General features: G+C 64.9%; 21 protein-coding genes and 2 pseudogenes. 11 read left to right on the top strand and 12 right to left on the bottom strand.

The genetic code is table 11. The features are described from left to right. Positions 1-6: 6 nt before the first annotated feature. Complete coding sequence (locus HQN78_RS18795) at positions 7-414, bottom strand: hypothetical protein (protein ID WP_235085533.1); 408 nt, start codon at positions 412-414, stop codon at positions 7-9. A gap of 5 nt (positions 415-419) precedes the next feature. Then, the gene (locus HQN78_RS18790; RefSeq protein ID WP_235085530.1) at positions 420-1,031 is read right to left on the bottom strand and encodes a hypothetical protein; all 612 of its coding nucleotides are present in this window, start codon (positions 1,029-1,031) and stop codon (positions 420-422) included. Between the two features lie 126 nt (positions 1,032-1,157). On the opposite strand from HQN78_RS18790, the gene alr reads away from it, so the two are divergent. Both alr and HQN78_RS18780 read left to right on the top strand, forming a co-directional pair. Continuing rightward, on the top strand, positions 1,158-2,387 hold the full coding sequence (gene alr / locus HQN78_RS18785; protein ID WP_107801368.1) for an alanine racemase: 1,230 nt from the start codon (positions 1,158-1,160) through the stop codon (positions 2,385-2,387). Between the two features lie 152 nt (positions 2,388-2,539). Then, entirely contained in the window at positions 2,540-2,833 is a 294-nt protein-coding gene (locus tag HQN78_RS18780) for a hypothetical protein (RefSeq protein ID WP_107802085.1), read from the top strand. A 67-nt stretch (positions 2,834-2,900) separates the two neighbouring features. Here the strand turns inward: HQN78_RS18780 and HQN78_RS18775 are convergent, their stop codons facing one another. The 5 genes from HQN78_RS18775 to parC form a co-directional block, all read right to left on the bottom strand. Next, positions 2,901-3,116, bottom strand: coding sequence for a YdcH family protein (locus HQN78_RS18775; RefSeq protein WP_107801369.1), 216 nt, complete (start codon positions 3,114-3,116; stop codon positions 2,901-2,903). A 242-nt stretch (positions 3,117-3,358) separates the two neighbouring features. Further along, entirely contained in the window at positions 3,359-4,156 is a 798-nt protein-coding gene (locus tag HQN78_RS18770; protein ID WP_235085528.1) for a transporter substrate-binding domain-containing protein, read from the bottom strand. A 262-nt stretch (positions 4,157-4,418) separates the two neighbouring features. After that, positions 4,419-5,750 (bottom strand): sigma-54 dependent transcriptional regulator, encoded by a 1,332-nt coding sequence (locus HQN78_RS18765; protein ID WP_227105942.1) that lies wholly within the window; start codon positions 5,748-5,750, stop codon positions 4,419-4,421. After that, positions 5,743-7,296 (bottom strand): PAS domain-containing sensor histidine kinase, encoded by a 1,554-nt coding sequence (locus HQN78_RS18760; RefSeq protein ID WP_107801372.1) that lies wholly within the window; start codon positions 7,294-7,296, stop codon positions 5,743-5,745. Before HQN78_RS18760 ends, HQN78_RS18765 begins: the two co-directional genes overlap by 8 nt. Further along, entirely contained in the window at positions 7,293-9,557 is a 2,265-nt protein-coding gene (gene parC / locus HQN78_RS18755) for a DNA topoisomerase IV subunit A (protein WP_235089866.1), read from the bottom strand. Before parC ends, HQN78_RS18760 begins: the two co-directional genes overlap by 4 nt. A 271-nt stretch (positions 9,558-9,828) precedes the next feature. On the opposite strand from parC, the gene HQN78_RS18750 reads away from it, so the two are divergent. Both HQN78_RS18750 and HQN78_RS18745 read left to right on the top strand, forming a co-directional pair. After that, a complete protein-coding gene (locus HQN78_RS18750; RefSeq protein ID WP_235085526.1) occupies positions 9,829-10,068 on the top strand; it encodes a hypothetical protein in 240 nt (79 codons plus the stop codon). Between the two features lie 8 nt (positions 10,069-10,076). After that, a complete protein-coding gene (locus HQN78_RS18745) occupies positions 10,077-10,295 on the top strand; it encodes a GNAT family N-acetyltransferase (protein WP_235085523.1) in 219 nt (72 codons plus the stop codon). 226 nt (positions 10,296-10,521) lie between these two features. On the opposite strand, the gene HQN78_RS18740 is transcribed toward HQN78_RS18745, so the two are convergent. From HQN78_RS18740 to pdxH, 3 genes are all read right to left on the bottom strand, one after another. After that, positions 10,522-11,775, bottom strand: coding sequence for a M28 family metallopeptidase (locus HQN78_RS18740; protein ID WP_107801375.1), 1,254 nt, complete (start codon positions 11,773-11,775; stop codon positions 10,522-10,524). Between the two features lie 95 nt (positions 11,776-11,870). Continuing rightward, positions 11,871-13,361 carry a M4 family metallopeptidase gene (locus HQN78_RS18735; RefSeq protein WP_107801376.1) on the bottom strand — a complete coding sequence of 497 codons (1,491 nt, stop codon included), beginning with the start codon at positions 13,359-13,361 and terminating at the stop codon, positions 11,871-11,873. A 580-nt stretch (positions 13,362-13,941) separates the two neighbouring features. Further along, positions 13,942-14,583, bottom strand: coding sequence for a pyridoxamine 5'-phosphate oxidase (pdxH, locus tag HQN78_RS18730; RefSeq protein ID WP_235085521.1), 642 nt, complete (start codon positions 14,581-14,583; stop codon positions 13,942-13,944). A gap of 217 nt (positions 14,584-14,800) precedes the next feature. Between pdxH and hemA the strand changes: the two are divergent. Then, positions 14,801-16,053 (top strand): annotated as a pseudogene (gene hemA / locus HQN78_RS18725) (glutamyl-tRNA reductase). Further along, entirely contained in the window at positions 16,053-17,129 is a 1,077-nt protein-coding gene (gene prfA / locus HQN78_RS18720) for a peptide chain release factor 1 (protein ID WP_107801379.1), read from the top strand. The pseudogene hemA and the gene prfA overlap by 1 nt, the downstream one beginning before the upstream one ends. Positions 17,130-17,467: 338 nt before the next feature. Here prfA and HQN78_RS18715 read toward each other — a convergent pair whose 3' ends face one another. Next, complete coding sequence (locus tag HQN78_RS18715) at positions 17,468-17,743, bottom strand: hypothetical protein (RefSeq protein ID WP_235085519.1); 276 nt, start codon at positions 17,741-17,743, stop codon at positions 17,468-17,470. Between the two features lie 18 nt (positions 17,744-17,761). Here HQN78_RS18715 and gcvA point away from each other — a divergent pair, with 18 nt between their 5' ends. The 3 genes from gcvA (at position 17,762) to HQN78_RS18700 (ending at position 20,962) form a co-directional block, all read left to right on the top strand. Then, a complete protein-coding gene (gcvA, locus tag HQN78_RS18710; RefSeq protein ID WP_019102440.1) occupies positions 17,762-18,682 on the top strand; it encodes a transcriptional regulator GcvA in 921 nt (306 codons plus the stop codon). Between the two features lie 284 nt (positions 18,683-18,966). Continuing rightward, a complete protein-coding gene (locus tag HQN78_RS18705; RefSeq protein ID WP_235085516.1) occupies positions 18,967-20,547 on the top strand; it encodes an MDR family MFS transporter in 1,581 nt (526 codons plus the stop codon). Next, positions 20,540-20,962: a MarR family winged helix-turn-helix transcriptional regulator gene (locus HQN78_RS18700; protein WP_107801381.1), complete on the top strand. Its 423-nt coding sequence runs from the start codon at positions 20,540-20,542 to the stop codon at positions 20,960-20,962. The genes HQN78_RS18705 and HQN78_RS18700 overlap by 8 nt, the downstream gene beginning before the upstream one ends. A 25-nt stretch (positions 20,963-20,987) precedes the next feature. Here HQN78_RS18700 and HQN78_RS18695 read toward each other — a convergent pair whose 3' ends face one another. Beyond that, on the bottom strand, positions 20,988-21,755 hold the full coding sequence (locus HQN78_RS18695) for an ABC transporter substrate-binding protein (RefSeq protein WP_107801382.1): 768 nt from the start codon (positions 21,753-21,755) through the stop codon (positions 20,988-20,990). 117 nt (positions 21,756-21,872) lie between these two features. Between HQN78_RS18695 and metH the strand changes: the two are divergent. Beyond that, a pseudogene (metH, locus tag HQN78_RS18690) lies at positions 21,873-25,585 on the top strand (methionine synthase). After that, entirely contained in the window at positions 25,575-26,012 is a 438-nt protein-coding gene (locus HQN78_RS18685) for a DUF2878 family protein (RefSeq protein ID WP_235085514.1), read from the top strand. The pseudogene metH and the gene HQN78_RS18685 overlap by 11 nt, the downstream one beginning before the upstream one ends. Positions 26,013-26,297 lie beyond the last annotated feature (285 nt).

The following is a 26,297-nucleotide window of genomic DNA, read 5'->3' as shown; positions in this document are numbered from 1 at the left end:
GCGCGTTTATTTAGCCGTGGTCGGATCGAACCACAGGCCGCGGTCGGCGAAAGGCGTGCTGGGCGGCAGGAAGGGGTTGTCGATGCGGATCAGCCGCCGGTGCTTCAGGTCCAGCCGCTGGATCAGCCCGGCGTGGTATTTCTGGAACAGCCGCTGGTATTCGCCGTTGCGCAGCATCAGCCGCATGCCCTGTTCCACGCGTTGCGCCAGCCTCTGCCCTTCCGCGTCGCGGCCGAACCAGAAATAGGTGGGCAGCGGGTAGTACAGCAATAAAGACCGCTCCAGCGCGATATGCTTGTATTGCGGCTGGTAAACGCGGATCTCCTCCTCCACTTCCGCCACGCCGCGCGAGAACGCGTCGCCCAGACCGCGTTCCAGCATGCGGAACAGGCCCTCGTAATTGGGGTCGGTCACCACGGTCAGTCCGGCTTGCTTGAGGATGGCGTTGTCGCCCCAGCCGTCCCCTGGATGACGCTGAAACGGCGCAAGTCGGCCAGACCCGTCACCGCGTCGAAATCCGCTTGCCGCGCGTCGCGGATCAGCAGCACGCGATAGCCGAGCAGGCCGCGGTCTATCGGAATCCGCACCGGCAGATAGCGGCGTTCGTAGTCGCGGTTGGTTTCGCGAATCACCACATTGAGCCGGCCGCGCGGGTGGCCCAGTTCCTGCAGCTGGCGGGCTTCGTTCATCCGCGGGGCGAAGCGCAGGCTGTAATCTCCCCAACGCGGGCGGGTGGCGTCCAGCGCCGCGCGCAGAATCGCCCAGTGATAGTCGTAGCGCTCGTCGGCGGGGGTTTCCGGCGCGTGGCCGACGTAGATCATTCCGGCCGCCTGAACGGACGGGGACATGCCGCCGGCCAAGGCGATGAGGACGGCCAGCCAGCAGCCGGCCAGCCGGCGAAGGAATAGGGATTGCCGCATCGGAATAACCTCGAGATGGCGCGCGGAAGCTGCGCGCCGCCCCTTCATGATGGATAGCCGCGCCGCGCCGCGCAAGGGCCGCTCGCCGTTGCCGGGTTTGCGCGCAGTCAAGCGCTTATGCAAAACCAGGACTAGCAGTGAATATTCATATCGACATGAATATATCTGCCTCCTATCATCTCCCGGATGCCGGAACGGCCTTGTCGGCAAGCGGCATTCACACTCGGGGGACGATTTATGCAATTCAAGAAAACACTGCTGGCCTTGTCGCTGGGCCTGGCCCTGGCGCCCGCGCTGACCATGGCGGCGCCGCCGTTGACCGCGGCCAACAGCGGCTCCACCGCGGAAGCGGCGCGCGGCAACGCCTGGCTGGAAATCGACAAGGCGGCGCTGGATCACAATCTGGCCGAACTCAAGCGCCTGGTGGGCGCCGACACCAAGGTGTGCGCCATTTTGAAGGCGGACGCCTACGGCCACGGCATCGCCAACGTGATGCCGTCCATCATCGCCCAGGGCATTCCCTGCGTGGGCATCGCCAGCAATGAAGAGGCCCGCGTGGCCCGCGCCAGCGGCTATAAGGGCGTGGTGGCGCGCGTGCGCAGCGCCACGCAGGAAGAGATAGCGGACGGCCTGCAATACGATATGCAAGAGCTGGTGGGCAATCTGGAACTGGCGCGCCAGGCGTCCGCGCTGGCCAAGCGCCAGGGCAAGACGCTGCAAATCCATCTGGCCATCAACTCCGCCGGCATCAGCCGCAACGGCGTGGAGCTGGCCAGCAAGCAAGGCCGCCGCGACGCGCTGGCCATGCTCAAGCTGCCCAATCTGCAAGTGGTGGGCATCATGACCCACTTCCCGGTGGAGGATAAGGCCGACGTGGAAAAAGGCCTGGCGGCCTTCAAGCAGGAAAGCGCCTGGCTGATCAAGGCGGGCGGCCTGGACCGCAGCAAGATCACCCTGCACTGCGCCAACAGCTTCGCCACGCTGGAAGTGCCGGAAGCGCGGCTGGACATGGTGCGTCCGGGCGGCGCCATCTTCGGCGACACCGTGCCCAGCCATACGGAATATCTGCGCGTGATGGCCTTCAAATCGCGCGTGGCGGCGGTGAACCGCTATCCGGCCGGCAACACCGTCGGCTACGACCGCACTTACACCCTGAAGCGCGAGTCCTTGCTGGCCAATATCCCGGTCGGCTATTCCGACGGCTATCGCCGCGCCTTCACCAATAAGGCGCATGTGCTGATCAACGGCCAGCGCGCGCCGGTGGTGGGCAAGGTGTCGATGAATACGCTGATGGTGGACGTGACCGAGATTCCGGGCGCCAAGATCGGCGACGAGGTGGTGTTGTTCGGCAAGCAGGGCAAGGGCGAAATCGGCGCCGCCGAGCTGGAGGACATCAACGGCGCCTTGCTGGCCGACCTGTACACGGTGTGGGGCAATTCCAACCCCAAATTGCTGGTGAACCGCTAGCGCCGGTTCAAGGCCGCGCGCGTTTTGAATAGGCGCTGAGCCTGGCCGCGCCGCCGCCGTTCGCGGCGGCGGCGTGTGAGTCTTCACAGTCTGCTGGCGAATTGCCCTGGTTTGGACTTAGATGAATCATGTTCACGCATCAGGAGTGCGCCATGCAGTTCGACGAAGTTCGCCCAGAGCATTTCACCACGCTGTCCCGCAACCCGTTTCCGCATATTCTGATCGACCGGGCCTTGCAGCAGATCGCCGGCGGCAGCGCCGATGGCTCGCAGTTCCGCAAGGACGTGCTGGCCGCGGCGGGCTGGAGCCATGGCGGGCTGACGCCGTTCGGCAAGTATCCGGCCGACGCCTGCGTGGCGTTCAACCGCATCCGCAAGGTTTTGGAAGTGACCCAGGAGCCTGGCGCGATTCTGGCGGAGCTGGAGAAGGACGCGCCCACGGTCTGAAGCCCGGCGCGCATCATGCAAAAGCCCGCCTGTCGGCGGGCTTTGTTCTTGCGCGCAGACGCCGGATCTAGCCGGCGGCCTTTCTCAGGATGATGTACAACTCATCCTTCAGCCGCAGTTTTTCCTTTTTCAGGGTTTCGATTTCGAAGTCGACGGAAGGCTCGATGCGCGCTTCCATATTCTTGATCTTCTGGTCCAGGTCGTTGTGTTTGTTGAACAGGCGGGTGAAGTGCTCGTCTTCGGTTTTCAGCTTGCTGATCAGTTCGCGGTATTCGGGAAACATGGGCGACTCCTTGGGCGGGTGGATACATGGAGCGGCTGACGACGCGGACCCGGGCGAAGCCTAAGGGCAAAGACAGCGGCCGTCAGCGATCAGATACTGCCAAACCATGCTAACACCGCGCGGCGGCGAAGGTTATTGATCCAGAGCAGACACCCACCCTTAGGCCAGCCGGGCGCGGCAAGGCGCGCTCAGAGTCTGTTCAACGCCGTATCGCCGAAGCGCGGCAGATTTTGAACGGGTTCTCAGGGCTTGAACCAGGGGCGTCCGCGCTGGGTGGGCAGCTGATAGCGTTCGGCCAGTTTCTCGTAGCCGCCGGCGGCGGCGAAGCGGCGCAGGCCCTGGTTGAAGCGGTCGCGGTCGCGGACGTCGCGGAAGGTCAGCCGGTAATGGGTGGGGGTGAACAGCGCGTACGGGCAGAGCTTGGCGCCGACGTCGATTTCCCGGCGCAGCTCGTGGCTCAACTGCTGGAAGATGTTGACGTCGGAAATCGCCACGTCGGCGCGCTCGCTGTACAGCAGGCGGTTGAGGGTGACCTGCGGCGATTCTTCCCGGTAGGACGTAATCAGCGGCGCCAGCGCGGCGAAGTCGGGGCCCAGGTAGAGGTGGGCGCCCTGGAAGGCGGCCACCCGGAAACGGGCCAGGTCGTCCAGCCGGCGCAGGCGGATGCGGCGTTTGCATAGCGTGATCGCCATGTTCTGGTAGACGATGTAGGGCTCGGAAACATGGCCGCCGCTATTGGCGATGGCGGCGTCCACCTGGCCGTTGGCCAGCCAGTTGTGCGCGCGCAGATTGGGGCCGAAGCGGATCTGGGGCTGATAGCCGGCCTGGATCAGGGCCTGGCGGACGATATCGTATTCCACGCCTTTGGCGCGCTCTGCGTCGATATAGGGCTGCTTGGTTTCGCCCAGCGCCACCCGGATCGACGGCAGCGCGGCTATCGGGGCGCTGAGCGCGCCGAACAGCAGGGCCGGCAAGGCGCGGCGGGCGAGGTGGAGCGGCGAGAAAGCCATGGGGCGGTAGCGGATATCGATGTCTTGCAATGGCGCGCGCGCTTGGGCGGGGCCGCCGAATAGATTATTTATAGCCGCTGGTCCGGGTCCGGTCTTGTCTGATGCGCGGACGCGGGCCGCGGCTGCCGCATTGTAGCGATTGCGCGGCCGGGCTTCCCGGCTTTCCGGCAAGGGTCCGGCAAAAAGCGAGAATATGGCTTATCCACAGGATTTGGCGCAATGCCGTGCTTATCCACAACGTGCTTAGCGCAGAGCCTGCTGCGCTTCGGCGATGCCGTGTTGAAAGCCCTTCTTATTTGATGCCCAGCCTTTCCATCCGATAACGCATGGAACGGAAGGTCACGCCCAGCTGCTTGGCGGCCTGGGTGCGGTTGAAGCGGGTGCTTTCCAGCGCCTTGAGTATCGCCTCGCGCTCCACCCGGTCCAGAAAGTCCTGCAGCGCCTCGCCGTCGGCGCATGTCGGCGCTTCGCCGTCGCCGTGGCCGCCGTGATCGCCAGGCAGTAGTTGCAGGTCCGGCAACTCGATGCGGGCGTCGTTGGCCAGCGCCACCGCGCGCTCCAGGATGTTTTCCAGTTCGCGGAAATTGCCCGGGTAATTGTATTCCAGCAAGGCCTTGAGCGCCGCCGGCGCCAGCCGCGGCTTTTCATCGGGGGAAAAGCGTTCCAGCAGGCCGGCGATGTAGCGCGGCAGATCCTCGCGCAGTTCGCGCAGCGGCGGCATGCGCAGCGGCAGCACGTTCAGCCGGTAATACAGGTCTTGGCGGAAGCTGCCGGCGTCCACCCGCGCCGCCAGGTCTTTGTGGGTGGCGCAGATGATGCGCACGTCCACCGCTTCTTCCTGGGCGTTGCCGAGGCGGCGCACTTTCTTTTCCTGAATCGCGCGCAGCAGCTTGACCTGCATCGCCAGCGGCAGATCGGCCACTTCGTCCAGAAACAGCGTGCCGCCGTTGGCTTGCTGAAAGAAGCCGTCGCGGTCGTTGTCGGCGCCGGTGAACGCGCCTTTGCGGTAGCCGAAGAATTCGCTTTCCATCAGCGTTTCCGGGATGGCGCCGCAGTTGACCGGAATGAACGGCCGTTCGGCGCGCGCGCTGTGCTCGTGTATCATCCGCGCCGCCTGTTCCTTGCCGGTGCCGGACTCGCCGCTGAGGTAGACCGCGGCCTGGCTGCGCGCCAGCTTGCCGACCAGGCGCAAGGCTTCCTGGATCGCCGGGGATTCGCCGTCCAGCCGCACCGCGGCGCCGGGCTTGCCGTTGTCCACGCGCAGCACGGACTTCACCAGGCTGCGCAATTGCGCCAGGCTGACCGGTTTTTGCAGGTAGTCGAAGGCGCCCGCCTTCATCGCCAGCACCGCGTTGTCGGTGTTGCCGTAGGCGGTGATCACCGCGATGGGCACGTCCAGCCCCTGCTCGGCGATATGGCGCACCACCTCGATGCCCTCGCCGTCCGGCAGGCGCATATCGGTCAGCGCCAGGTCGAAGGGCTGGCTGTTCAGGCTGAGTTTGGCGGCGCCGACGCTGGCGGCGGTGGCCACGTCCAGCCCCATCTTGATCAGGGTCAGTTCCAGCAGTTCGCGGATGTCCGGTTCGTCGTCGATCACCAGCACGCGCAGGGAGGATTTAGCCATAAGCCTTGTGACAGATCAGACGGAACACGCCGCCGGGCGGGCAGTAGTCCAGCCGCGCGTCGTTGGCTTCCGCCAGCTCGCGCGCAATGTACAGGCCCAGTCCGGTGCCGGCGCTTTCCGTGGTGAAAAAGGGTTCGAACAAGCGGGCCTGGGCATCTTCGCTCATGCCCGGCCCATCGTCCATGACCTTGATGGTCAGGTGGTTTTCCACTTCGCCCACTTCGATGCGCACCGCGCCCGGCTGTTTGCTGGAGTAGCGCCAGGCGTTGGCCAGCAGATTATTGAGAATCTGGCCGAAATGACCGCGGTCGAACTGGACCGCGGCGGCCTGCGCCTGGTAGACGCAGCAGATCGCGCCGGCGGCGGCGGCCTCCACCACGCCGAAGTGGTCCAGCAGTTCGTCCAGAAAAGGCTGCAGCCGGATGGGCTCGGGCTTGATCCGGTCGCGGCGGTTCAAGGCCAGCACTTCCTGCACCATGTGGTTGATGCGCTTGCTATTGCCTTGCACGATGCGGATCAGCCGCTGGCGCGCGGGATCGGTTTCGTCTTCGGCCAGCAGATCCGCCGCGTGGTTGATCGCCGACAGCGGGTTGCGGATTTCATGGGCGATATTGGCGGTGAGCCGTCCCAGCGCCGCCAGCTTCACGCGTTTGCCCTCTTCCGCCATGTCGGCCATATCGCGCATGAACAGCAAGAGCGCGTGGTCGTCGCCCATCAGCACCGGCACCATGCGGCCCACCAATTGGCGGCCGCGGATATTGCGGTCTATGAAGCTGGGATTGGGCGGGCAGCCGTTGTGCCGCCAGCGCTCCACCAGCGGCAGCAGTTCCGGGACGACGTGGCCGCGGCGCATGGCGCCGAAGTAGCGCGCCGCCTGGTTGTTGAACTGGCGCAGCAGGCCGGACGGGTCCAGCACCACCACCGCGTCGCGCTGGCTTTGCAGCACCAGTTCGTTCAGGCGGTTGAGGTTGGCGATCTCGCCGCCGCGGCGGGTGGCCAAGGCCTCGGAGTCGCGCGCCACCCGGCCCAGCTTCCAGGTGACGATGGAGGTGATGAAGCCGGCGGTGGCCAGCAGCGCGGAGTAGTAGAAGTCGGAACCGCGGCCTATGCCCAGGTATTGCTCGACGCCGACGAAGGACAGCAGGATCAGGGTGGCGATGGAGGCGTAGAACAGCGCGTAGCGGCCGGAGGACAGCAGGCCGGCCACCGCCAGATAGGGCAGGAGCAGGATGCCGTAGCCGCTGCGCACGCCGTCGTTGATGCCCATCAGCAGCACGATCATCGCGATGTCGGCGGCGATGGCCAGGGTCAGCTGCAGGGTGTGGGCCAGCCGGCCGTTGCGCAGCAGGAACCAGGCGCCGATCAGCGCGGCGTAGACGCCGCTCCACAGATAGAAGGCCTTGCCGCCGGCCACCAGCGATTCGCCTTCGCGGTTGGCGAACAGCGACATCGCCAGCAGCACCAGCAGCAGCGCCGCCCGGAAGCTGTTGATGAAGACCAGCCCGCTGCGCGGGGTCAACGGCGTGGGCGGGCGGTCCCGGTTCATGTCGTCGGCAGCTCGCTGATGGCGCCGACGCTCCATTTCTTGGGCATCAGCTTGCCCTTCTTGCCGCGCTTGCCGGCGAACTCCGCCAGCGCCAGTTTTTCATCGGAGGCCTTGCCGCGCACCGACAGCGTGGACAGCAGCGCCTTGTCGCCGTTGACGAGGCCGACGGCGGTGAGGGCTTCGCCGTTGTCCAGCGCCATCAGCATCAGGCCGCGGCCCTTGGCCAGCTCCTTGAGCTCGGCGGCCGGGAAGGCCAGCAGCCGGCCGTTGTCGGCGGCGGCCACCAACTGGGTGGCTTCCGCGATGCCGGCGGCCGGCAGCGGCGCCGGGGTCAGCACGGTTTCTTCCGGGTTCAGCGTCAGGAAGGCCTTGCCGGCCTTGACCCGTCCGGCCATGTCGCCCAGCTTGGCGATGAAGCCGTAGCCGCCGGAACCGGCGACGACGAAGCGGGCCTCGTCCTTGCCGGACAGCATCTGAGCCGGCTTGGCGCCGTCCTGCAGGTCCACCAGCGAAGCCACCGGCACGCCGTCGCCGCGGCCGGTGGGCACGTCGGCCGGATCCACGGTGTAGGCGCGGCCCTTGGAGTCCAGCACGATCACCGACCACACGGTGCGGGTTTCCACCACGGTATGCAGCGCGTCGCCGTCCTTGAAGGCCAGCGCGGCGAGGTCGACGTTGTGGCCGACGCGGGCGCGGATCCAGCCCTTTTGCGACAGGATGATGGTGACCGGCTCGTCGGCTATGGTCTGGGTCAGCACCGCGCGCTCGGCGGTCTTGATCTCGCTGCGGCGCTTGTCGCCGTATTTGGCGGCGTCGGCCTGGATTTCCTCGCGCATCATGGTGCGCAGCGCGTCCGGGGTGTCCAGCACGTGGCGCAGGCCTTCGCGCTCCTCGCGCAGGTCGGACAGCTCTTTCTCCAGCTTGAAGCCTTCCAGCCGCGCCAGTTGGCGCAGGCGGATTTCCAGGATGTCCTCGGCCTGGATCTCGGTCAGGCCGAAGGCCTTGATCAGGTCCGGCTTGGGCTCGTCGGATTCGCGGATCACGCGTATCACTTCATCGATGTGGATGAAGGCGATCATCCGCCCTTCCAGGATGTGGATGCGCTTTTCCACCTGGGCCAGCCGGTGCTGCAGGCGGCGGGTGACGGTGGTGCGGCGGAAGTCCAGCCATTCGCTGAGGATGGGCTTGAGGCCTTTCTGACCCGGCCGGCCGTCCAGGCCTATCATCACCAGGTTCATCGAGGCGTTGCCTTCCAGGCTGGTCTGCGCCAGCAAGGTGTTGATGAATTCGTCCGGGTCCTGGCGGCTGGATTTGGGTTCGAACACCAGGCGCACCGGGCACTCGCTGTCGGATTCGTCGCGCACGCGGTCCAGCAGCGACAACATCAGGCTCTTCAGGTTTTGCTGGTCCTGGGTCAGCGCCTTCTTGCCGGTCTTGACCTTGGGATTGGTGGCTTCTTCGATCTCCGCCAGCACTTTCTGCGCGCTGGAGCCGGGCGGCAGTTCGGACACGATCACGCGCCACTGGCCGCGCGCCAGTTTTTCCACTTCCCATTTGGCGCGCACGCGCACGCTGCCGCGGCCGCTCTCATAGGCGGCGAGGATGTCTTCGGCCGGGGTGATGATCTGGCCGCCGCCGGGGAAGTCCGGGCCGGGCACGTATTGCATCAGCGCCGCGGTGTCCAGTTCCGGATCGTCCAGCAGCGCGACGCAGGCTTGGGCCACTTCGGTCAGATTGTGCGGCGGGATTTCGGTGGCGAGACCCACGGCGATGCCGGAGGCGCCGTTGAGCAGCACCATGGGCAGGCGCGCCGGCAGCAAGCGCGGCTCTTCGAAGGCGCCGTCGTAATTGGGCACGAAGTCCACGGTGCCCATGTCGATTTCCGACAGCAGCAGATCGGCGATCGGGGTCAGCCGCGCCTCGGTGTAACGCATCGCCGCCGCGCCGTCGCCGTCGCGGCTGCCGAAGTTGCCCTGGCCGTCGATCAAGGGGTAGCGCAGCGTGAAGTCCTGCGCCATGCGCACCAGCGCCTCGTAGGCGGAGCTGTCGCCGTGCGGGTGATATTTACCCAGGATCTCGCCGACCACGCGCGCGGATTTCACCGGCTTGGCGCCGTGGGCCAGGCCCATGTCGCGCATCGCGTACAGGATGCGGCGCTGCACGGGTTTCTGGCCGTCGGCCACCTCCGGCAGCGCGCGGCCCTTGACCACGCTCATCGCGTATTCCAGGTAGGCGCGCTCGGCGTAAAGGTCCAGCGGAATCCACTCGCCGTCGTCGGCGTCTGCCGCGGGCGGAGTGGGCGGCGGCGGGTCAGGGCGGCGGCGCCGTCCGGCGTAATCTCGGCAAACAGATCGGTATCGTTCATATGGGCAAGGCAGGAGTTGAATCGGTTAGCGTTCATCGGCCGGCGTTTGCGCCACGGCAAAGCCTGTCCTCACGGTTATAGCTGGCAAACACGCCTTGTCGTAAGCTTGGCCCGGGCGCGCCGCTAAGCCGGCCGATGATAATGAATCAGTTCAGGGGAATTCTACTATGGCAAACCGAGTTGCGTGGCACTGCCACCGTTTCGATGGTTTTACGCCGCTGGCGCTGTATCGGGCCTTGCAGTTGCGCGACCGGGTGTTCGTGGTGGAGCAGCAGTCGATTTACGGCGACGTGGACGGCGTGGATCTGCACTGTCTGCACTTGTCCGGCCACGACGACGGCGGCCGGCTGCTGGCTTACGCGCGCCTGATCGCGCCGGGGAGAAATACCCGGACGCGGCGGCGATAGGCCGGGTGGTGGTGGCGCCGGAGGCGCGCGGCCAGGGCCTGGGCAAGGCGCTGCTGGCGCAGGCGGTGGCGCAGTGCCGCGCGCATTTCCCGCAGGCGGCCGTCATGTTGTCGGCGCAGACCGATGCGCAGGCCTTGTACGAAAGTTTCGGCTTCTGCGTGGTGTCCGCGGCTTACGACGACGGCGGCATTCCGCATGTGGACATGCGGCGAGAGGCCGGCGTCTGAGAACCTGTTTACGATCTGCTGCGCGTCGGCGGAATAGTTAGACAAGGGCGTTGAAAACGCTTTCAGAATGCTCATGTACCCCCTGTACATTCCGCTTCTTCAACCGTTTTCGCCTTGTCTCGCCTTAGCTCGCGAGATCGTAAACACGTTCTGAGCGCTCGCGGCATGGCCCACAATGAAAAACCCACCCCGGGAGGGGGTGGGCGCATTGGACGGGGCGTTGGGCTCAGCGCTTGACCGCCGGGCCGTCGCTGCCCAATTCCACCGCGTAGGCCAGCGCCAGTTGCGAGAACTTCAGCGCGTGGCGAGCCTGGTTGCCGGCGCTGGCGAGGGTGTCGCGCACGGTGTGGATATTGGGGTTGGACTGGTTGAAGGCGGACTCGAACGGGAAGGACGCCGGGTAGCCGTTCTTGTGCCAGGAGGCGTGGTCCGAGCACGCGTAGCCGCACGAGCTATAGCCCACTTTCAGATTGGGCAGATAGACCTTGGCCAGGTTGGCGAGGAAGGTGTTCTGCGACGCGTTGGTGTAGTCGGTGAACAGGAAGATGTCCTCCGCGCTGCCCTGGTAGTTGGTCATGTCCAGCTGCAAGGCGCCCACCACGTTGACCTTCTGCTGCTTGTAGCGGTTGGCGATGTCGGAGGAGCCGCGCAGGCCCACTTCTTCCGCCGCGTAGGCCATGAACTTGATGGTGCGGCGCGGCTGGTAGTTGTTGGCCATCAGCACGCGGATCACCTCGGTCAGGCTGGCGATGCCGGAGGCGTCGTCGTCGGCGCCCGGCGCGCGGCTGGTTTCGCCGGTGCCGTTGCCCACGGTGGAGTCCAGATGCCCGCCCAGCACCAGGGTTTCGGCGGCGTTGTCCTTGCCCTTGATGGTGAGGATCACCGATTTCTGCGGCCAGGCGCTGTGGGCGAACTGCTCCACGCTCACGTCGCCGCGGCCGGCGGCCAGCTGCCGCCATTGGCTGGCGATCCAGTTGGAGGCATTGACGCCGTGGCTGGTGGTGTAGAAGCGGTTCTGGTAGTTGGACAGGGACTGGATGGTGCCGAGGATGTTGCTGTCCTGCAGCTGCGGCAACAGCTTGTTGACGGCGGCCTGGTCGTTGATCTGGTAGCTGGGCAGCAGCGCGCTGGCGACCGGGGCTTTCAGCGCGGTGCGCGCGTCCTGCAGATCCTTGTGCACGATGAAGCCGCCGCAATGGCGCAGGCTGTGGTGGATGGCGTCCGACAATTGCGGCAGCACGCTGTCGTCCACTTGCACCAGGTGGACCTTCTCGGTGGCCACGCCCTTGGCGGACACGCCGGCCGGCAGCGCGCTCACCGCCAGCTGGCGGCTTTCCTGACTGCGGCTTTTCGGGCTGACCTGTTGCAATAGCTGGTAGGCGTCGTCGCCGATGGAAATCCACACCGGGGCGGCCTGGGCGGCGCCGGCCAGGCTGGTGGCGGCCAAGAGCGCGACGAGACTCGGTTTGAGAGTGAGCATTCCGGAATTCCTGAGCGATGCCGGCCATGGACGGGCCATGGCCGGCGGATGGGAGAAACGGCGCGGGCCGTCATGGCCGCGCCGTCAGGCGGTCATCAGCTGCCGCAAGCCACGCCCACGGCGGTGAAGGCCTTGGTCACGTCGGCCTTGCTGTAGCCGCGCGCTTCGGCCGCTTTTTCAACGCCGCAAGCGGCGCTGTTGTAAGTGGCGTTGGAGGTCCAGTACAGGCGGTTGGCGTCCACGAACACTTCAAAGGCCTTGCGGGTGTTCCAGCCGGCGCTGGTGGCTATCAGGTAGAAGGCCTTGTTGTACACGCCGCTGGAGTAGTGCACGTCCAGGCCGCTGGTGTAGTCCTTGGCGTGGCCGATGGAGCGGCCGTCCTTGGTCGGATCGGCGAAGTAGCGCAGCGCGCCGGTCTGCTTGAAGATTTCCGCGCCCACCAGGAAGTCGTTCTTGCCCTTCATGTAGTACTCGGCGGCTTCGCCGGCCATGTCGGAGAACGCTTCGTTGATGCCGCCGGACTGGCCGCTGTAGACCAGGCCTGAGTTCTGCTCGGTGAAGCCGTGGCTGACTTCGTGAGCGGACACGTCCAGCGACACCAGCGGATAGAAGCGGGTGGCGCCGTCGCCGAAGGTCATCGCGCTGCCGTCCCAGAACGCGTTTTCATAGTTGCGGCTGTAATGCACCTTCATCAGCAGCTTCTGGTTGATCGGACGCAGGTTGAACCAGTCCTTGTACAGATTGAACACCACGTTGCCGAAGTAGTGGGCGTCGTTCAGCGGCGAGTAGGCGCCGTTGATCTGCTTGTAGGTGTTGGTGGGGCAAGCGAACTTGTACGGGGTGGTGCCGCTGGTGCCGCCGTTCAGGTTGATGGTGGCCACGTTGCCGCTGTCCATCTTGCAATCGCTGGTGACGATCAGCGGGCCGTAGTTGGTGCCGTACAGGTATTTGCCGGTCTTGGCGTTGCCGCCGGGGCCGTTGGCTTCGGCGTGGTTCAGGCCTTCCCACTGCTTCAGCACCTGGCCGCTGTTGGCGTCGATGATGAGGTGCGGGCGGCTGGGCTCCTTGCCGCCTTCCACCAGGAAGGACACCAAGTAAACCAGCTGGGCGGTGTTGTTGTCCAGACGGACCACCAGTTCCGTCTTCTCATTGCGGGTTTCGTAGCCGTTGGCCTTCAGCGCCTTGGCGCTGGCCAGCACCTGGGAGGCGCTGAGCGCCGGCTTGACCGAAGCCAGGTCGGAGCCGATGCCGCGCACATAGTAGCCGGACAGCTTGCTGGCCGCGGCGGTGGACGAGCCTTTGGCGAACTGTTTTTCCTCCACCACGGCCTCGCCCCACACCGGCACGCCCTGATAGAACTGCTGGTAGCGGGTGACGACTTTGCCGTTGGGGAACTGGGCGCTGCGCTGCGCTTTCAGTTCGCCCTGGTTGATGCCGGCGGCGCTGAACACGCTGGCGCCGTCGACGAGTTTGCTGGATTTGGCCAGCGCTTCCAGGTTGACGCGCTCGGCGGCGTGGGCGGAACCGTAAGCCAGGGCGAGAGCGGACAGCACCAGTACGCGAACCATCGCAGTTTGGGTTTTCATCACGACTTTTTCTCCAATGTAGATCAGCAGGACACGGTAATGCCCGCGTCAAGCCGGCGGGTCTTGCATAAAGGCCGCCGGCGCCAGACAGGCTTGCGCCTGCCCTTTCGGACGCTTGGAAACCGTTCCCTCAAGATGGCTGCCGCCATCGGGCGGGGAGGTTTTCGCCGCGTCCCTTATGCATTCCCGACATGGGACGTCGCTCTGAGCATGGGAAAGGAATTGCTGAAACCAGAGGACGTTGGCTTGGTTTGTTCTGACGACCACTTGCCAAATGCATAAATTATGTATTGGTTTTTCCGACTTGATATGCATCTGTTCTAAGTGCCAGTTGCCTGGGCATGGCCGGCGGCGGGCATGACTGAAATCAAAGCGGGGCGTCGAATCCTTGGTAGACAAGGAGAAGAGAGGAAAACATCAAGAAAATGAAAAGCCGCATCATCCCGATGCGGCTTGTTGTGATGCGGCAACATCCAAATCGCTATAAAAGCGGACAAACTGTCTAATTTGAGATGGTTGCAGCTTTTTGAATATGCGTAAAACTCATTATTTCAATGAGTTGTCCTCACCGGAGACCGGTTCACGGCGCCAGCCGCGCGATCTTCCAGCCGCCGTCTTCCCGCAAGGCGTACTGCACCCGGTCATGCAGCCGGCTGGGTCGGCCCTGCCAGAATTCCAGCCGGTCCGGCGTCACCGCGTAGCCGCCCCAATGCGGCGGCCGCGGCACGTTCAGCGGGTGTTTGACCCCGAACATCGCCGCGCGCGACACCAGCACGCCCTTGGAGCTGATCTCGCTGCTCTGCTCGCTGGCCCAGGCGCCTACGCGGCTGGTGTAGGGCCGGCTGGCGAAATAGGCGTCGGATATTTCCGGCGCCACCTGGGCGGCGCGGCCCTCGATGCGGATCTGCCGTTCCAGCTCCGGCCAGAAGAAGGTCAGCGCCACATAGGGGTTGTCGCTCAGCTGGCGGCCCTTGCGGCTCAGATAATTGGTGTAGAACAGCAGCTGGCCGTCTTCCACGCCCTTGAGCAACACGATGCGCGATGTGGGGCGTCCGTCCGCGCCGGCCGTGGCCAGGTTCATTGCCGTGGGTTCCGGCACCTGCGCGGCGATGGCCTGGTCCAGCCAGCTCTCCAGCTGGGCCAGCGGGTCCGGCAGGCACTCCTCCGGCGACAATTCTTTCTTGGAAAAATCCTTGCGGATGTCTGCGAGGTTCAGCGACATTTCGTCCTCCTTGATGGGGCTTATCTTATGCCAGCTTCGCTTGGCCCATATAGGGTTTGCGCAAGAAGAACGCGTTATTTGGGACGCGCGCGGCGTCGGATTCTGCTATGTCGTATAAGGCGCCGGCGACGGGCCGGCGCGGCTTGCCGCCGCGGCGCAGGACTTGCGGTTCAAGTTAGGCTAAAATACCCCATTTCTTTCCGCGGCTTATCCGCCCATGCATCTGTTCGCCCTTGGTTTGAACCACCATACCGCACCGCTCTCCATCCGGGAAAAGCTGGCTTTTCCTGCGGAGGTGTTGCCCAAGGCGCTGGACAGCCTGGTCAGCTCGCATGCGGCGCGCGAGGCGGCCATCGTCTCCACCTGTAATCGCACCGAAATCTATTGCACCGGCGGCGATCCGCAGGCGGCGCTCAGCTGGCTGGCGCAATATCACGGCCTGGCGCTGGCGGAAATGCAGCCCTATCTGTATCAGCTGGACGAGGCCAACGCCGCGCGCCACGCTTTTCGCGTCGCCTCCGGCCTGGACTCCATGGTGCTGGGCGAAACCCAGATCCTGGGCCAGCTGAAGGACGCGGTGCGCAGCGCCGAACACGCCGGCACCATGGGCACCCTGCTCAACGGCCTGTTCCAGCGCACCTTCGCCGTGGCCAAGGAGGTGCGTTCCAATACCGCGGTGGGCGCCAGTTCGGTGTCGATGTCGGCGGCGGCGGTCAAGCTGGCCGAGCAGATCTTCCCCACCATTGGCGAACTGAACATTCTGTTCGTCGGCGCCGGGGAAATGATAGAGCTGGTGGCCACTCACTTCGCCGCGCGCAATCCCTCCTGTATCACCGTGGCCAACCGCACGCTGGAGCGCGGCCAGCGGCTGGCGGAGCAGTTCGGCGGCAACGCCGTCACCCTCGCCGAGCTGCCGGACATCCTGCCGCGCTACGATGTGTTGGTCACTTCCACCGCCAGCCAGCTGCCCATCATAGGCAAGGGCATGGTGGAGCGCGCGATCAAGGCGCGCCGTCACCGCCCCATCTTCATGCTGGACTTGGCGGTGCCGCGCGACATCGAAGTGGAAGTGGGCAAGCTGGCCGATGTGTTCCTGTACAGCGTGGACGACATCGCCAGCGTGGTGGAAGTGGGCAAGGAAGCGCGTCAGAGCGCGGCCGCGGAAGCCGAAACCATCATCCAGGCCCGGGTTTGCGAGTTCAGCGACTGGCTGAAGAAGCGCGAAACCGTGCCCTTGATCCGCGCGCTGCGCGACGACGCGGACCGGCTGCGCCGCGCCGCGCTGGACGCCGCGCTCAAGCAGCTGGCGCGCGGCGAAGCGCCGGAGCGGGTGTTGGAAACCCTGTCGGTGCAACTGACCAATAAATTGATGCATCCCCCACCCGGGCCTTGTCGTCCGGGCGCGGCGCGGAGCACGACGCGCAGGTGGAAGCCGTGGCGCGTCTTTATCGTTTACACCCGGAGTCGTAATGAAAGCGTCAATTGCGGCCAAACTGGCGCAACTGGCCGATCGTCTGGAAGAGGTGACCCACCTCCTGGCCAGCGAGGCGGCCACTCAAAATATGGATGCGTTCCGCAAGCTCACCCGCGAGCACGCCGAACTCAGCCCGGTGGTGGAAACCTACCAAGGCTATCGCCAGTGCGAAAGCGACATCGCCGCGGCGGAAGACATGTTGTCGGACCCGGAAATGAAGGAGTTCGCCCAGGCGGAAATCGCCGAGGGCAAGGATAAGCTGGCGGTCTTGGAGCTGGAGTTGCAGAAGCTGCTGCTGCCCAAGGACCCCAACGACGAGAAAAACATCTTCCTGGAAATCCGCGCCGGCACCGGCGGCGACGAGGCCGCGCTGTTCGCCGGCGACCTCCTGCGCATGTATACCCGCTACGCCGAACGCAATCGCTGGCAGGCGGAGATCGTCTCCGCCAGCGAATCCGATCTGGGCGGTTATAAAGAGGTCATCGTGCGCCTGATCGGCTTCGGCGCCTATTCCCGGCTCAAGTTCGAATCCGGCGGCCACCGCGTGCAGCGGGTGCCGGTGACCGAGACCCAGGGCCGCATCCACACCTCGGCCTGCACCGTGGCGGTGATGGCCGAGGCCGACGAACTGGCCGACGTGGTGCTGAACCCGTCTGATCTGCGCATCGACACCTTCAGGGCCAGCGGCGCCGGCGGCCAGCACATCAACAAGACGGATTCCGCGGTGCGCATCACCCATATTCCGACGGGGATTGTGGCGGAGTGTCAGGACGGCCGTTCCCAGCACGCCAACAAGGCCAGCGCCATGCAAGTGCTGGCGGCGCGCATCATGGACATCCAGCGCCGCGAACAGCAGCAGAAGGAAGCGGCCGAGCGCAAGAGCCTGATCGGCTCCGGCGACCGTTCCGAGCGCATCCGCACCTATAACTTCCCGCAAGGCCGCATCACCGACCACAGGATCAATCTGACGCTGTACAAGCTGGATTACGTGATGGATGGTGATCTGAGCGAACTGACCGGCGCCTTGATCGCCGAGCAGCAGGCGGAACTGCTGGCGGAATTGGGCGAGTGAAAGCCGGGCGGTACTAGCCAGGATTATTGCGTTGCCGCTGTCGGCGCAACGCGCTACACTCGCAAACTCAAGAACGGGCGGTTCGCCGCCCGCGCCCAAGCGACGTTCGCGCCGCCTGGGCTTATTCTCCGAACTTTGGGCCACTCGCGTGGCCTTTTTTCTTGTCCGCTCGCCGGAGCGCGGGCAAAAAAAAGCCGGGCCCTGTCTGAACCCGGCAATGCCCAACGTGGATTGGCAGTTAATCTGGCGACGCCGCCGCAGTTTCGGCGACACGCGATAAGCGGTGGAAAATTCTCGGTTGCAAGCGGATGTCATCCTGTAATATTTATAATCCGTTACTATTTCAGTACGGATAAAGCCTTAGGCTCGGGAATGACGGTTCCGTTTCCGGGAAAGCCAAGGCCGGGCTTGGTTTTGGCTGCGGGCGCCGCGCTGGAAATCGGGGAGCGCGGCAGGGACGGTTCGATCAACGCGGAGCGGCGGTCTTCATGCCATTGACGCATGGCGGCGGCTTGCATGCCGCGGTCAGCCGTTCCAAGTCCAGCCGTGCCCGGCATGCCTAGCATACGATGTTGCGCCTGGCATGACAAAGCAGTTAATTTCATGATAACCATGATAAAAAGGCATGTAAGATGAAGCTGCCACCGCTGAATGCATTACGCGTATTTGTCGTCGCCGCCGAGCATTTGTCCTTCACCCGCGCCGCCGCCGCGCTCAGCCTGACCCAAGGGGCGGTCAGCCGCCACGTGCAAACGCTGGAGGAATACTACGGCGCCACCCTGTTCACCCGGCAGGCGCGCGGCCTGTCGCTGACCGCCGAGGGCGAGGCGCTGATCAAGCCGGCGCGCGAGGCCTTCCAATTGCTGAACGAGGCCAGCGAAGCGCTGCGGCTGCGGCAGAGCGATCTGCGCGTGCGCATGCCGCCCACCCCGGCGATGCGCTGGGTGTTGCCCAATCTGCCGGACTTCCAGACCCGCTATCCGGAATACACGCTGCACCTGGTGACCCAGCTGATTCACGACAAGCCGTTCAACCGCGCGGAGTACGATCTGGCGGTGGTGGGCATGGCGCGCGCCGAAGTGGCGCCGGACCTGCGCACCGAATGCATCTGCCGCGAAAAACTGATCCCGGTCTGCTCCCCGGCCCTGCTCAACGGCAAGCACCCGCTGAACACCCCGGACGATTTGCGCCATCACACCCTGCTGCACCCCTGGCGCGATCAGGACACCTGGAAGCGCTGGCTGAAACTGGCCGGCGTCAACGGCGTGAATCCGGAAAGCGGCGTCACCTTCGACGCCTCCGAATACGCGCTGCACGCCGCCGTCGCCGGCATGGGCGTGACCCTGGCCCAGGTGTCCATGGTGACCCAGGACCTGGATTCCGGCCGGCTGGTGATGCCTTTCGACACCGTGCTGGAGACCGAGTGGAGCTACTACCTGGTTTATCCGCACGAGCTGGCGGAACTGCCCAAGGTCAAAGTGTTCCGGGACTGGCTGGTGGCCATTCTGGCCAAGAGCGAGGCCAGCAGCTGGCTGGCCCGGCGCGGTTACTGAAGCGCGCGGCGGCGCGTCCGCGCCGCCGCCTAAGAACCCGTTCTAAGTGTGCGGCGCTTTGGCCGGATAGTTTAGACAAGGGCGTTAAGAACGCTTTCAGAATGCACAGGTACCCGCTGTACATTCCGCTTCTTCAATCGTTTTCTCCTTGCCCCGCTCTTGCTCGCGCGCCTTAAACAGGCTCTAAGAGCCCCTGCTTTGTAAATCTTTGTGTCCGCCACTGGATTCCTGGCCCTTCTCGGCGCAAAATAGTTGACTAGTCAATTATTGATGGATCAACAAAAATGAACACCTTAGCCGCAACCGCTGGAGCGGCCGGCGCGCTGGATTTCCGCCAGAAAGTGCTGGCCATGCTCGGCCTGTGCTTCGTGCTGCTGATGGTGGCGCTGGACCAGACCGTGGTCGGCACCGCCATGCCCACCGTGGTGGCGGAGCTGCACGGTTTCGACCTGTACGCCTGGGTCGGCACCGCCTACCTGCTCACCTCGGTCATCACCGTGCCCATCTTCGGCAAGCTGGGCGACGATCACGGCCGCAAGCCCTTCGTGCTGACCGCCATCATCCTGTTCACCGTCGCCTCCATGCTGTGCGGCCTGGCCCAGAACATGCTGGAACTGGTGCTGGCGCGCGCGCTGCAAGGCGTGGGCGGCGGCATGCTGGTGGCCACCACCTTCGCCTGCGTGCCGGACATGTTTCCGGAAACCGCGCAGCGTCTGCGCTGGCAAGTGATGCTGACCGCGGCCTTCGGCCTGGCCAACGCGGTGGGCCCGACCCTGGGCGGCTTTCTCACCGAATACCTGGGCTGGCGCTGGGTCTTCTTCGTCAATCTGCCGGTGGGTCTGGCCAGCCTGTGGTTCGTCTGGCGCTATCTGCCGGCGATGCGCCGCGCCGGCGCCGCGTCCAAGCTGGACTGGCAGGGCGGACTGCTGATCGCCGCGCTGCTGGGTTCGATGCAATTGCTGGTGGAATGGCTGCCGCTGCACAAGCCGCTGTGGCTGATGGCCGGTCTGGGCCTGAGCGGCCTGGCCGCGCTGGCCGGCCTGCTGTGGTGGGAGCGGCGCTGCCCCAACCCGCTGCTGCCCTTGGACATGCTGAGCCACCGCAGCCTGGCGCCCTTGTTCGGCCTGTCGCTGTTGCTGGGCGGCGGCATGTTCGCGGTGATGTACTACGCGCCGCTGATGTTCCAGGGTGGTTTCGGCCTGTCGCCCAACCAGGCCGGCCTGCTGGTGACGCCGCTGGTGGTGTGCATCACCCTGGGCAGCATCCTGAACGGCCGCATCGTCACCCGGCTACGCCGCCCCACCTTGCTGCTGGGCCTGGGCTTGCTGCTGTTCGCCTTCACCGCCGGCGCGCTGGCCTGGGTGGACGCCGGCACCGCGCACTGGCTGGTGGCCGCGCTGATGGCGGTGGGCGGCTTGGGCCTGGGCCTGTTGCTGCCCAATCTGACCATCTTCGTGCAGCAGAGCGCGCCGCGAGAGCAACTGGGCGTGGCCACCGCCATGATTCAGTCCACGCGGATGATAGGCGGCATGTTGGGCACCGCGCTGGTGGGCGTCTTCGTCACCCACCGCTACGTCGCCGGCGTCAACGCCCTGCCGGCCGCGCCGCAGTGGCAGGCCTGGCTGCGCGATCCGCAAATCCTGCTCAGCCCGGACACCGCCGCCCGTTTCGAACAACTGACGACGGCGGCCCGGATCAACGGCGGCGCCTTGCTGGACGCCTCGCGGCTGGCGCTGGTGGACGCCATTCACCTCAGCCAGTGGCTGGTGGCGGCGCTGGCGGTGCTTGGCTTATTGCTTGTGCGGCGAGTCCCGCATGTAGAATTGCGCGATGTCAAAACCAAGACGGCGGTAATCCATGACTGAACGCGCTCCCAATCTGCTGCAGCAAATCGGCCGCACCGGCCGCGCCATGTACGCGGCGTTTGAACAGCAGGTGGGCTATCCCTTGCCGCGCTGGCGCATACTCGCCGCGCTGACCGATCTGGAGCAGGCGACGCAGAAACAGCTGGCCACCCGGCTGATGATGGATCCGGGCGCGCTGACGCGGCAGTTGAAGGGCATGGAGGAGGAGGCACTGGTGCGGCGCATCACCGATCCGGCCGACAACCGCCAGACCCTGGTGACGCTGGCGCCGGCCGGACAGGCGCTGATAGAGGAGGTGCAGCCCAAGCGCGAGGCGTTTTTCCGGCATGCGCTGGCGGATATTCCCGCCGAGCAGATGGAAACCGCGCTGGAGGTGATGCACCGGCTGGAGCAGCGCTTCCGCGGCCAGGATTAGAGCCGGCGCCGCCGGCCGGCGGCGCTCATTCCTGCGGCTGCCATTGATAGGTTTTCAACACCGCCTTGATGCGGCCGCTTTTCTGCAGACGGTCTATCGCCTGGTTCAGTTGCGCCACCTTGATGTCGGAATGCGGCGCCACCGCGCACATGGTGGGCATGAAGGTGACCACCAGCGGGTGCAGCTTGAACTGCGCCGCGTCCTGCGGCCAGTTGCGCGCCCAGGCGGCGAACTCCAGTTCCGACACGATGGCGGCGTCGCTCAGCCGCTTTTGCACCGATTTGATCAGCAGCTCCATCCGCGCCTCCTCGTTGTGGGAGGCCGGGTTGCCGCGCCAGAAACGCTCCAGCGTCGGGTAGTTGTAGCCGCGTATGGTGACGATGCGCTTGCCGGCGAGGTCGTTCACCTGGCGCACCTCGGTGGCTTGCTTGAGCGTCAGCGGACGCTCCAGCTGCGGATAGATCTCATGGGTCCAGCCCAGCCGCGCGGCGTTGCCGAACCAGTCCGGATTGGCGTTGCAGACGATGTCCACCCGGCCCGATTCGATGGAGGCCTCCACCCGCTTGCGGGCGATCAGAATGAATTCCGGACGCAGGCTCAGCTCGGCCGCCAGCATCTCGCCGATATCCTTGGACAGGCCGCCGCGCAGGTGCTCGCCGTCCGGCGACAGCATCACCACCGGCGCCGCGTCGGTATCCGCCACGCCTATCCGTAAACTGCCCGCCGCCCACGCCTCCCCGCACCATGCCGCCGCCAGCCCCGCGAGCAGCCACAGCTTATTCGTAATGGCCATATGGATGTTCTCTCTTTATTCTTAAGCAAGCGCCCGGACAGTTGATTGCGAGTGTTAAGATGAGCTTTTGAGTCCGTTGCGCTTGTTATCGTTGTAGACAAAAAAAGTTCAGCCGCCATGACAAAAACATCCTCGCATCCCCTCCGGCAACACCTATCCCAACGCATTCTGATCCTGGACGGCGGCATGGGCACCATGATCCAGCGCCATCAGTTGGAGGAGGCCGATTATCGGGGCGAGCGCTTTGCCGACTGGCCCAGCGACGTCAAGGGCAACAACGATTTGCTGGCGCTGACGCGGCCGGACGTGATCGGCGGCATTCACCAGGCCTATCTGGACGCCGGCGCGGACATCATCGAAACCAACACCTTCAACGCCACCTCCATCGCCATGGCGGATTACGCGATGGAAAGCCTGGTGTGGGAAATCAATCATGCCGCGGCCAGGCTGGTCAAGGAACTGTGCGAAAAGGCCAGCGCCGCCAATCCGGCCAAGCCGCGCTATTGCGCCGGCGTGCTCGGTCCCACCAACCGCACCTGTAGCATCAGTCCGGACGTCAACGACCCGGGCTACCGCAACGTCAGCTTCGACGAACTGGTGAGGTCCTACACCGAGGCGATAGACGGCTTGGTGCAAGGCGGCGCGGACCTGCTGCTGGTGGAAACCATCTTCGACACCCTGAACGCCAAGGCGGCGGTGTTCGCCATTCACAAATACTTCGACGAGCGGCCGGACACGCCGCGGCTGCCCATCATGATCTCGGGCACCATCACCGACCAATCCGGCCGCACCCTGACCGGTCAGACCACCGAGGCCTTCTACAACTCGCTGTCCCACGCCGACGCGGTCAGCTACGGTCTCAACTGCGCGCTGGGCCCGGACCTGCTGCGGCCCTATGTCGAGGAGATGGCGCGGGTGTCCGCCGGCTATGTGTCGGTGCACGCCAACGCCGGCCTGCCCAACGCCTTCGGCGGCTACGACCTGGAGCCGGAGGCGATGGGCGTGTACGTCCGAGAATGGGCGGAGTCCGGCCTGATCAATATCGTGGGCGGCTGTTGCGGCACCACGCCGGAACACATCGCCGCCATCGCCCGCGCGGTGGACGGCGTCGCGCCGCGTCCGCTGCCGGCGATAGAGGCCAAGTGCCGGCTATCCGGCCTGGAGCCGTTCAACATCGGCGACGGGGATCTGTTCGTCAACGTCGGCGAGCGCACCAACGTCACCGGCAGCCGCGCCTTCGCCAAGCTCATCCTCAACGGCGACTACGCCACCGCGCTGGACGTGGCGCGCCAGCAAGTGGAGAACGGCGCCCAGGTCATCGACATCAATATGGACGAGGGCATGCTGGACGCCCACGCCGCCATGGTGCGCTTCCTCAACCTGATCGCGTCGGAGCCGGACATCGCCCGCGTGCCCATCATGATCGACTCCTCCAAGTGGGACGTGATCGAGGCCGGCCTCAAGTGCATACAGGGCAAGGGCATCGTCAACTCGATCTCCATGAAGGAAGGCCGGAACAAGTTTGTCGAACAGGCGCGCTTGATCCGCCGCTACGGCGCCGCGGTGATCGTCATGGCCTTCGACGAGGCCGGCCAGGCCGACACCTACGCCCGCAAGATAGAAATCTGCGAGAACAGCTACCGCATTCTGGTGGACGAAGTGGGCTTCCCGCCGGAAGACATCATTTTCGACCCCAATATCTTCGCCGTGGCCACCGGCATCGAGGAGCACGCGCGCTACGGCCTGGACTTCATCGAAGCCACCGGCTGGATCAAGCAACAGCTGCCGCACGCCAAGATTTCCGGCGGCGTGTCCAACGTCTCCTTCTCCTTCCGCGGCAACAACAAAGTGCGCGAGGCCATCCACGCCGTCTTCCTCTACCACGCCATCCAGCGCGGCATGACCATGGGCATCGTCAACGCCGGCGCGCTGGAAGTCTACGACGAGGTGGACCCGGAACTGCGCGAACGGATCGAGGACGTGGTGCTGATGCGCGCGCCCAAGGACGGCGGCGACGCCACCGAACACCTGATCGCGCTGGCGGAAAAATACAAGGGCGAAGCCGCCGGCGAGAAAAAGGGCGAAGACCTGGCCTGGCGCGCGCTGCCGGTGGAAAAGCGGCTGGAGCACGCGCTGGTCAAGGGCATCACCACCTTCATCGTCGAAGACACCGAGGAAGTACGGCAGAAAGCCGCGCGCCCCATTCATGTGATCGAAGGTCCGCTGATGGACGGCATGAACGTGGTGGGCGATCTGTTTGGCGCCGGCAAGATGTTCCTGCCGCAGGTGGTCAAATCCGCGCGGGTGATGAAGGCCGCCGTCGCCCACCTGGAGCCCTTCATCGAAGAGGAAAAGATCCGTCTGGGCCTGGCCGACGCGCCGGCCAAGGGCGTGATCATCATGGCCACGGTCAAGGGCGACGTCCACGATATCGGCAAGAATATTGTCGGCGTGGTGCTGCGCTGCAATAACTACCAGGTGATCGATCTGGGCGTGATGGTGCCCTGCCAGAAAATCCTGGACGCCGCCGTCGAACACAAGGCCGACATCATCGGCCTGTCCGGCCTGATCACCCCCAGCCTGGAAGAAATGAGCCATGTGGCCAAGGAAATGCAGCGCCAGGGCTTCAGCGTCCCGCTGCTGATCGGCGGCGCGACCACATCCAAGGTCCACACCGCGGTCAAGATCGCCCCGCACTACCAGCACCCGGTGATCTACGTGCCGGACGCCAGCCGCGCCGTCGGCGTGTGCTCCAACCTGCTGTCCGACACCCTGCGCGACGGCTTCGTCGCGGAAAACCAGGCCGAGCAGGACCGCGCGCGCGAAGGCCACGCCAATAAGGCGAGCCGCAAGGTGGTGAGCCTGGAACAGGCGCGCGCCAACAAGGAGGCGATAGACTGGGCCGCCTACCAGCCGCCCACGCCGCAATGGCTGGGCGTGCGCCGTTTCGAGCGCTATCCGCTGGCCGAGATCGCTGCCTACATCGACTGGACGCCGTTCTTCCAGAGCTGGGAGCTGGCCGGCCGCTTCCCGCGCATCCTGAACGACGAGATCGTCGGCGAATCCGCGCGCGCCTTGTACGAGGACGCGCAAGTGATGCTCAAGCAGATCATTGCCGAGAACTGGCTGGGGGCTAACGCGGTGATCGGCCTGTTCCCGGCCGCCAGCGTCAACCACGACGATATTGAAATCCGCGATCCGGACAAGCGCGCCAGCCTGATGAGCTGGGTGGGCCTGCGCCAGCAACTGCCCAAGATGGACGGCAAGGCCAACTGGGCGCTGGCCGACTACATCGCGCCGCGGGACAGCGGCGTGCAGGACTATATCGGCGCCTTCGCCGTCACCGCCGGCATCGGCATCGAGCCGCACGTCAAACGCTTCGAGGACGCCGGCGACGACTACTCCTCCATCCTGCTCAAGGCGCTGGCGGACCGGCTGGCCGAAGCCTTCGCCGAACTGATGCACGCCCGCGTGCGCCGCGAGTTCTGGGCTATGCCGCCGCCGAGCAGCTGGACAATGAAGCGCTGATTGACGAAAAGTACCAGGGCATCCGCCCCGCGCCCGGCTACCCGGCCTGCCCGGACCACACCGTCAAGACCGCGCTGTTCGAGCTCTTGGACGCGCCGGCCATCGGCATGACGCTGACCGAAGGCTATGCGATGCTGCCCACCGCCGCCGTGTCCGGCTTCTACCTCAGCCATCCGGCCTCGCGCTATTTCGGCGTGGGCAAGATCGAGCGCGACCAAGTGGCCAGCTACGCCCAACGCCGCGGCGTCAGCGTGGAACAGGCGGAACGCGACCTCGCCCCCAATCTGGGCTATGACGCCTGAGGCGGGCAAGCCCTGGCCCAGGCTGCTGCTGGGCAGCCTGATCTTCGGCGTCGGCGCCTGGCTGCTGTTCAGCTTCCGCGACCGCTACGTGGTGCTGTTGCTGGCCGGCGCGCTGCTGGCCTGGCAAGCGTTGCCGGCCGGCTTTAAAGCCCGCGCGCTGCTGTTGAGCGCGGCCGCCTGTCTGCTGGACTTCGCCGTCTCCGGGCTGGGTCTGTACCGCCTCGTCGGCGTCGGCGGCCTGCCCTTGTGGCGGGTCGTCTTGTGGCTGAGCTTCAGCTGCTGGTGGTTGCGGTTGCTGGCGGTCTGGCGGCCGTCGCCGCGTCTGCTGGCGCTGGTCGGCGCGTTTGCTGCCGATGGACCAAGGATCGGCGGCGCAGGCGTGACTGTGGATAAGAAGGCGGTTCTTGCCGACCTGTGGATAAACTAACGCGTTGTCGCGTTCATGCCTTGAGCGCATTTGGCGTCCCCCTGAATAAAAACCGCATCGTTTACGATGCGGTTTTTATTTGTTTAATCCGAAAAATCATAATTCAATACAAAATTAATTAAATATGGATTATTAAAACTGTTGGAAAAGCGGTGAAAATTAACAAAGCGGCTATTTCAGTTTCAGCACAATCGTATCGCGGCGCGCCACAGGCGGATTAGCCGCGTGCGCAGTAAGAAGTTTTAATAAAAACTTATGACTTTGTTATTTTAACGGCGGCCGGGC

Origin of the sequence: Chromobacterium sp. Beijing (genome assembly GCF_021496765.1) — a bacterium.
Classification (GTDB): Bacteria; Pseudomonadota; Gammaproteobacteria; order Burkholderiales; family Chromobacteriaceae; genus Chromobacterium.
Note: the sequence above shows the minus strand (reverse complement) of the source record. Positions and strands in the feature narration are given on the sequence as shown.

Excerpts from the sequence above, each read along its gene's own strand:
- HQN78_RS18695 (WP_107801382.1), bottom strand. The coding sequence starts at position 21,755 with ATGGCCATTACGAATAAGCTGTGGCTGCTCGCGGGGCTGGCGGCGGCA.
- HQN78_RS18750 (WP_235085526.1), top strand. The coding sequence starts at position 9,829 with ATGGCAAACCGAGTTGCGTGGCACTGCCACCGTTTCGATGGTTTTACG.
- HQN78_RS18700 (WP_107801381.1), top strand. The coding sequence starts at position 20,540 with ATGACTGAACGCGCTCCCAATCTGCTGCAGCAAATCGGCCGCACCGGC.
- HQN78_RS18735 (WP_107801376.1), bottom strand. The coding sequence starts at position 13,361 with ATGAAAACCCAAACTGCGATGGTTCGCGTACTGGTGCTGTCCGCTCTC.
- alr (WP_107801368.1), top strand. The coding sequence starts at position 1,158 with ATGCAATTCAAGAAAACACTGCTGGCCTTGTCGCTGGGCCTGGCCCTG.
- HQN78_RS18705 (WP_235085516.1), top strand. The coding sequence starts at position 18,967 with ATGAACACCTTAGCCGCAACCGCTGGAGCGGCCGGCGCGCTGGATTTC.
- HQN78_RS18760 (WP_107801372.1), bottom strand. The coding sequence starts at position 7,296 with ATGAACCGGGACCGCCCGCCCACGCCGTTGACCCCGCGCAGCGGGCTG.
- HQN78_RS18775 (WP_107801369.1), bottom strand. The coding sequence starts at position 3,116 with ATGTTTCCCGAATACCGCGAACTGATCAGCAAGCTGAAAACCGAAGAC.
- pdxH (WP_235085521.1), bottom strand. The coding sequence starts at position 14,583 with ATGTCGCTGAACCTCGCAGACATCCGCAAGGATTTTTCCAAGAAAGAA.
- HQN78_RS18765 (WP_227105942.1), bottom strand. The coding sequence starts at position 5,750 with ATGGCTAAATCCTCCCTGCGCGTGCTGGTGATCGACGACGAACCGGAC.
- prfA (WP_107801379.1), top strand. The coding sequence starts at position 16,053 with ATGAAAGCGTCAATTGCGGCCAAACTGGCGCAACTGGCCGATCGTCTG.
- HQN78_RS18685 (WP_235085514.1), top strand. The coding sequence starts at position 25,575 with ATGACGCCTGAGGCGGGCAAGCCCTGGCCCAGGCTGCTGCTGGGCAGC.
- HQN78_RS18740 (WP_107801375.1), bottom strand. The coding sequence starts at position 11,775 with ATGCTCACTCTCAAACCGAGTCTCGTCGCGCTCTTGGCCGCCACCAGC.
- HQN78_RS18715 (WP_235085519.1), bottom strand. The coding sequence starts at position 17,743 with ATGGTTATCATGAAATTAACTGCTTTGTCATGCCAGGCGCAACATCGT.
- HQN78_RS18780 (WP_107802085.1), top strand. The coding sequence starts at position 2,540 with ATGCAGTTCGACGAAGTTCGCCCAGAGCATTTCACCACGCTGTCCCGC.
- gcvA (WP_019102440.1), top strand. The coding sequence starts at position 17,762 with ATGAAGCTGCCACCGCTGAATGCATTACGCGTATTTGTCGTCGCCGCC.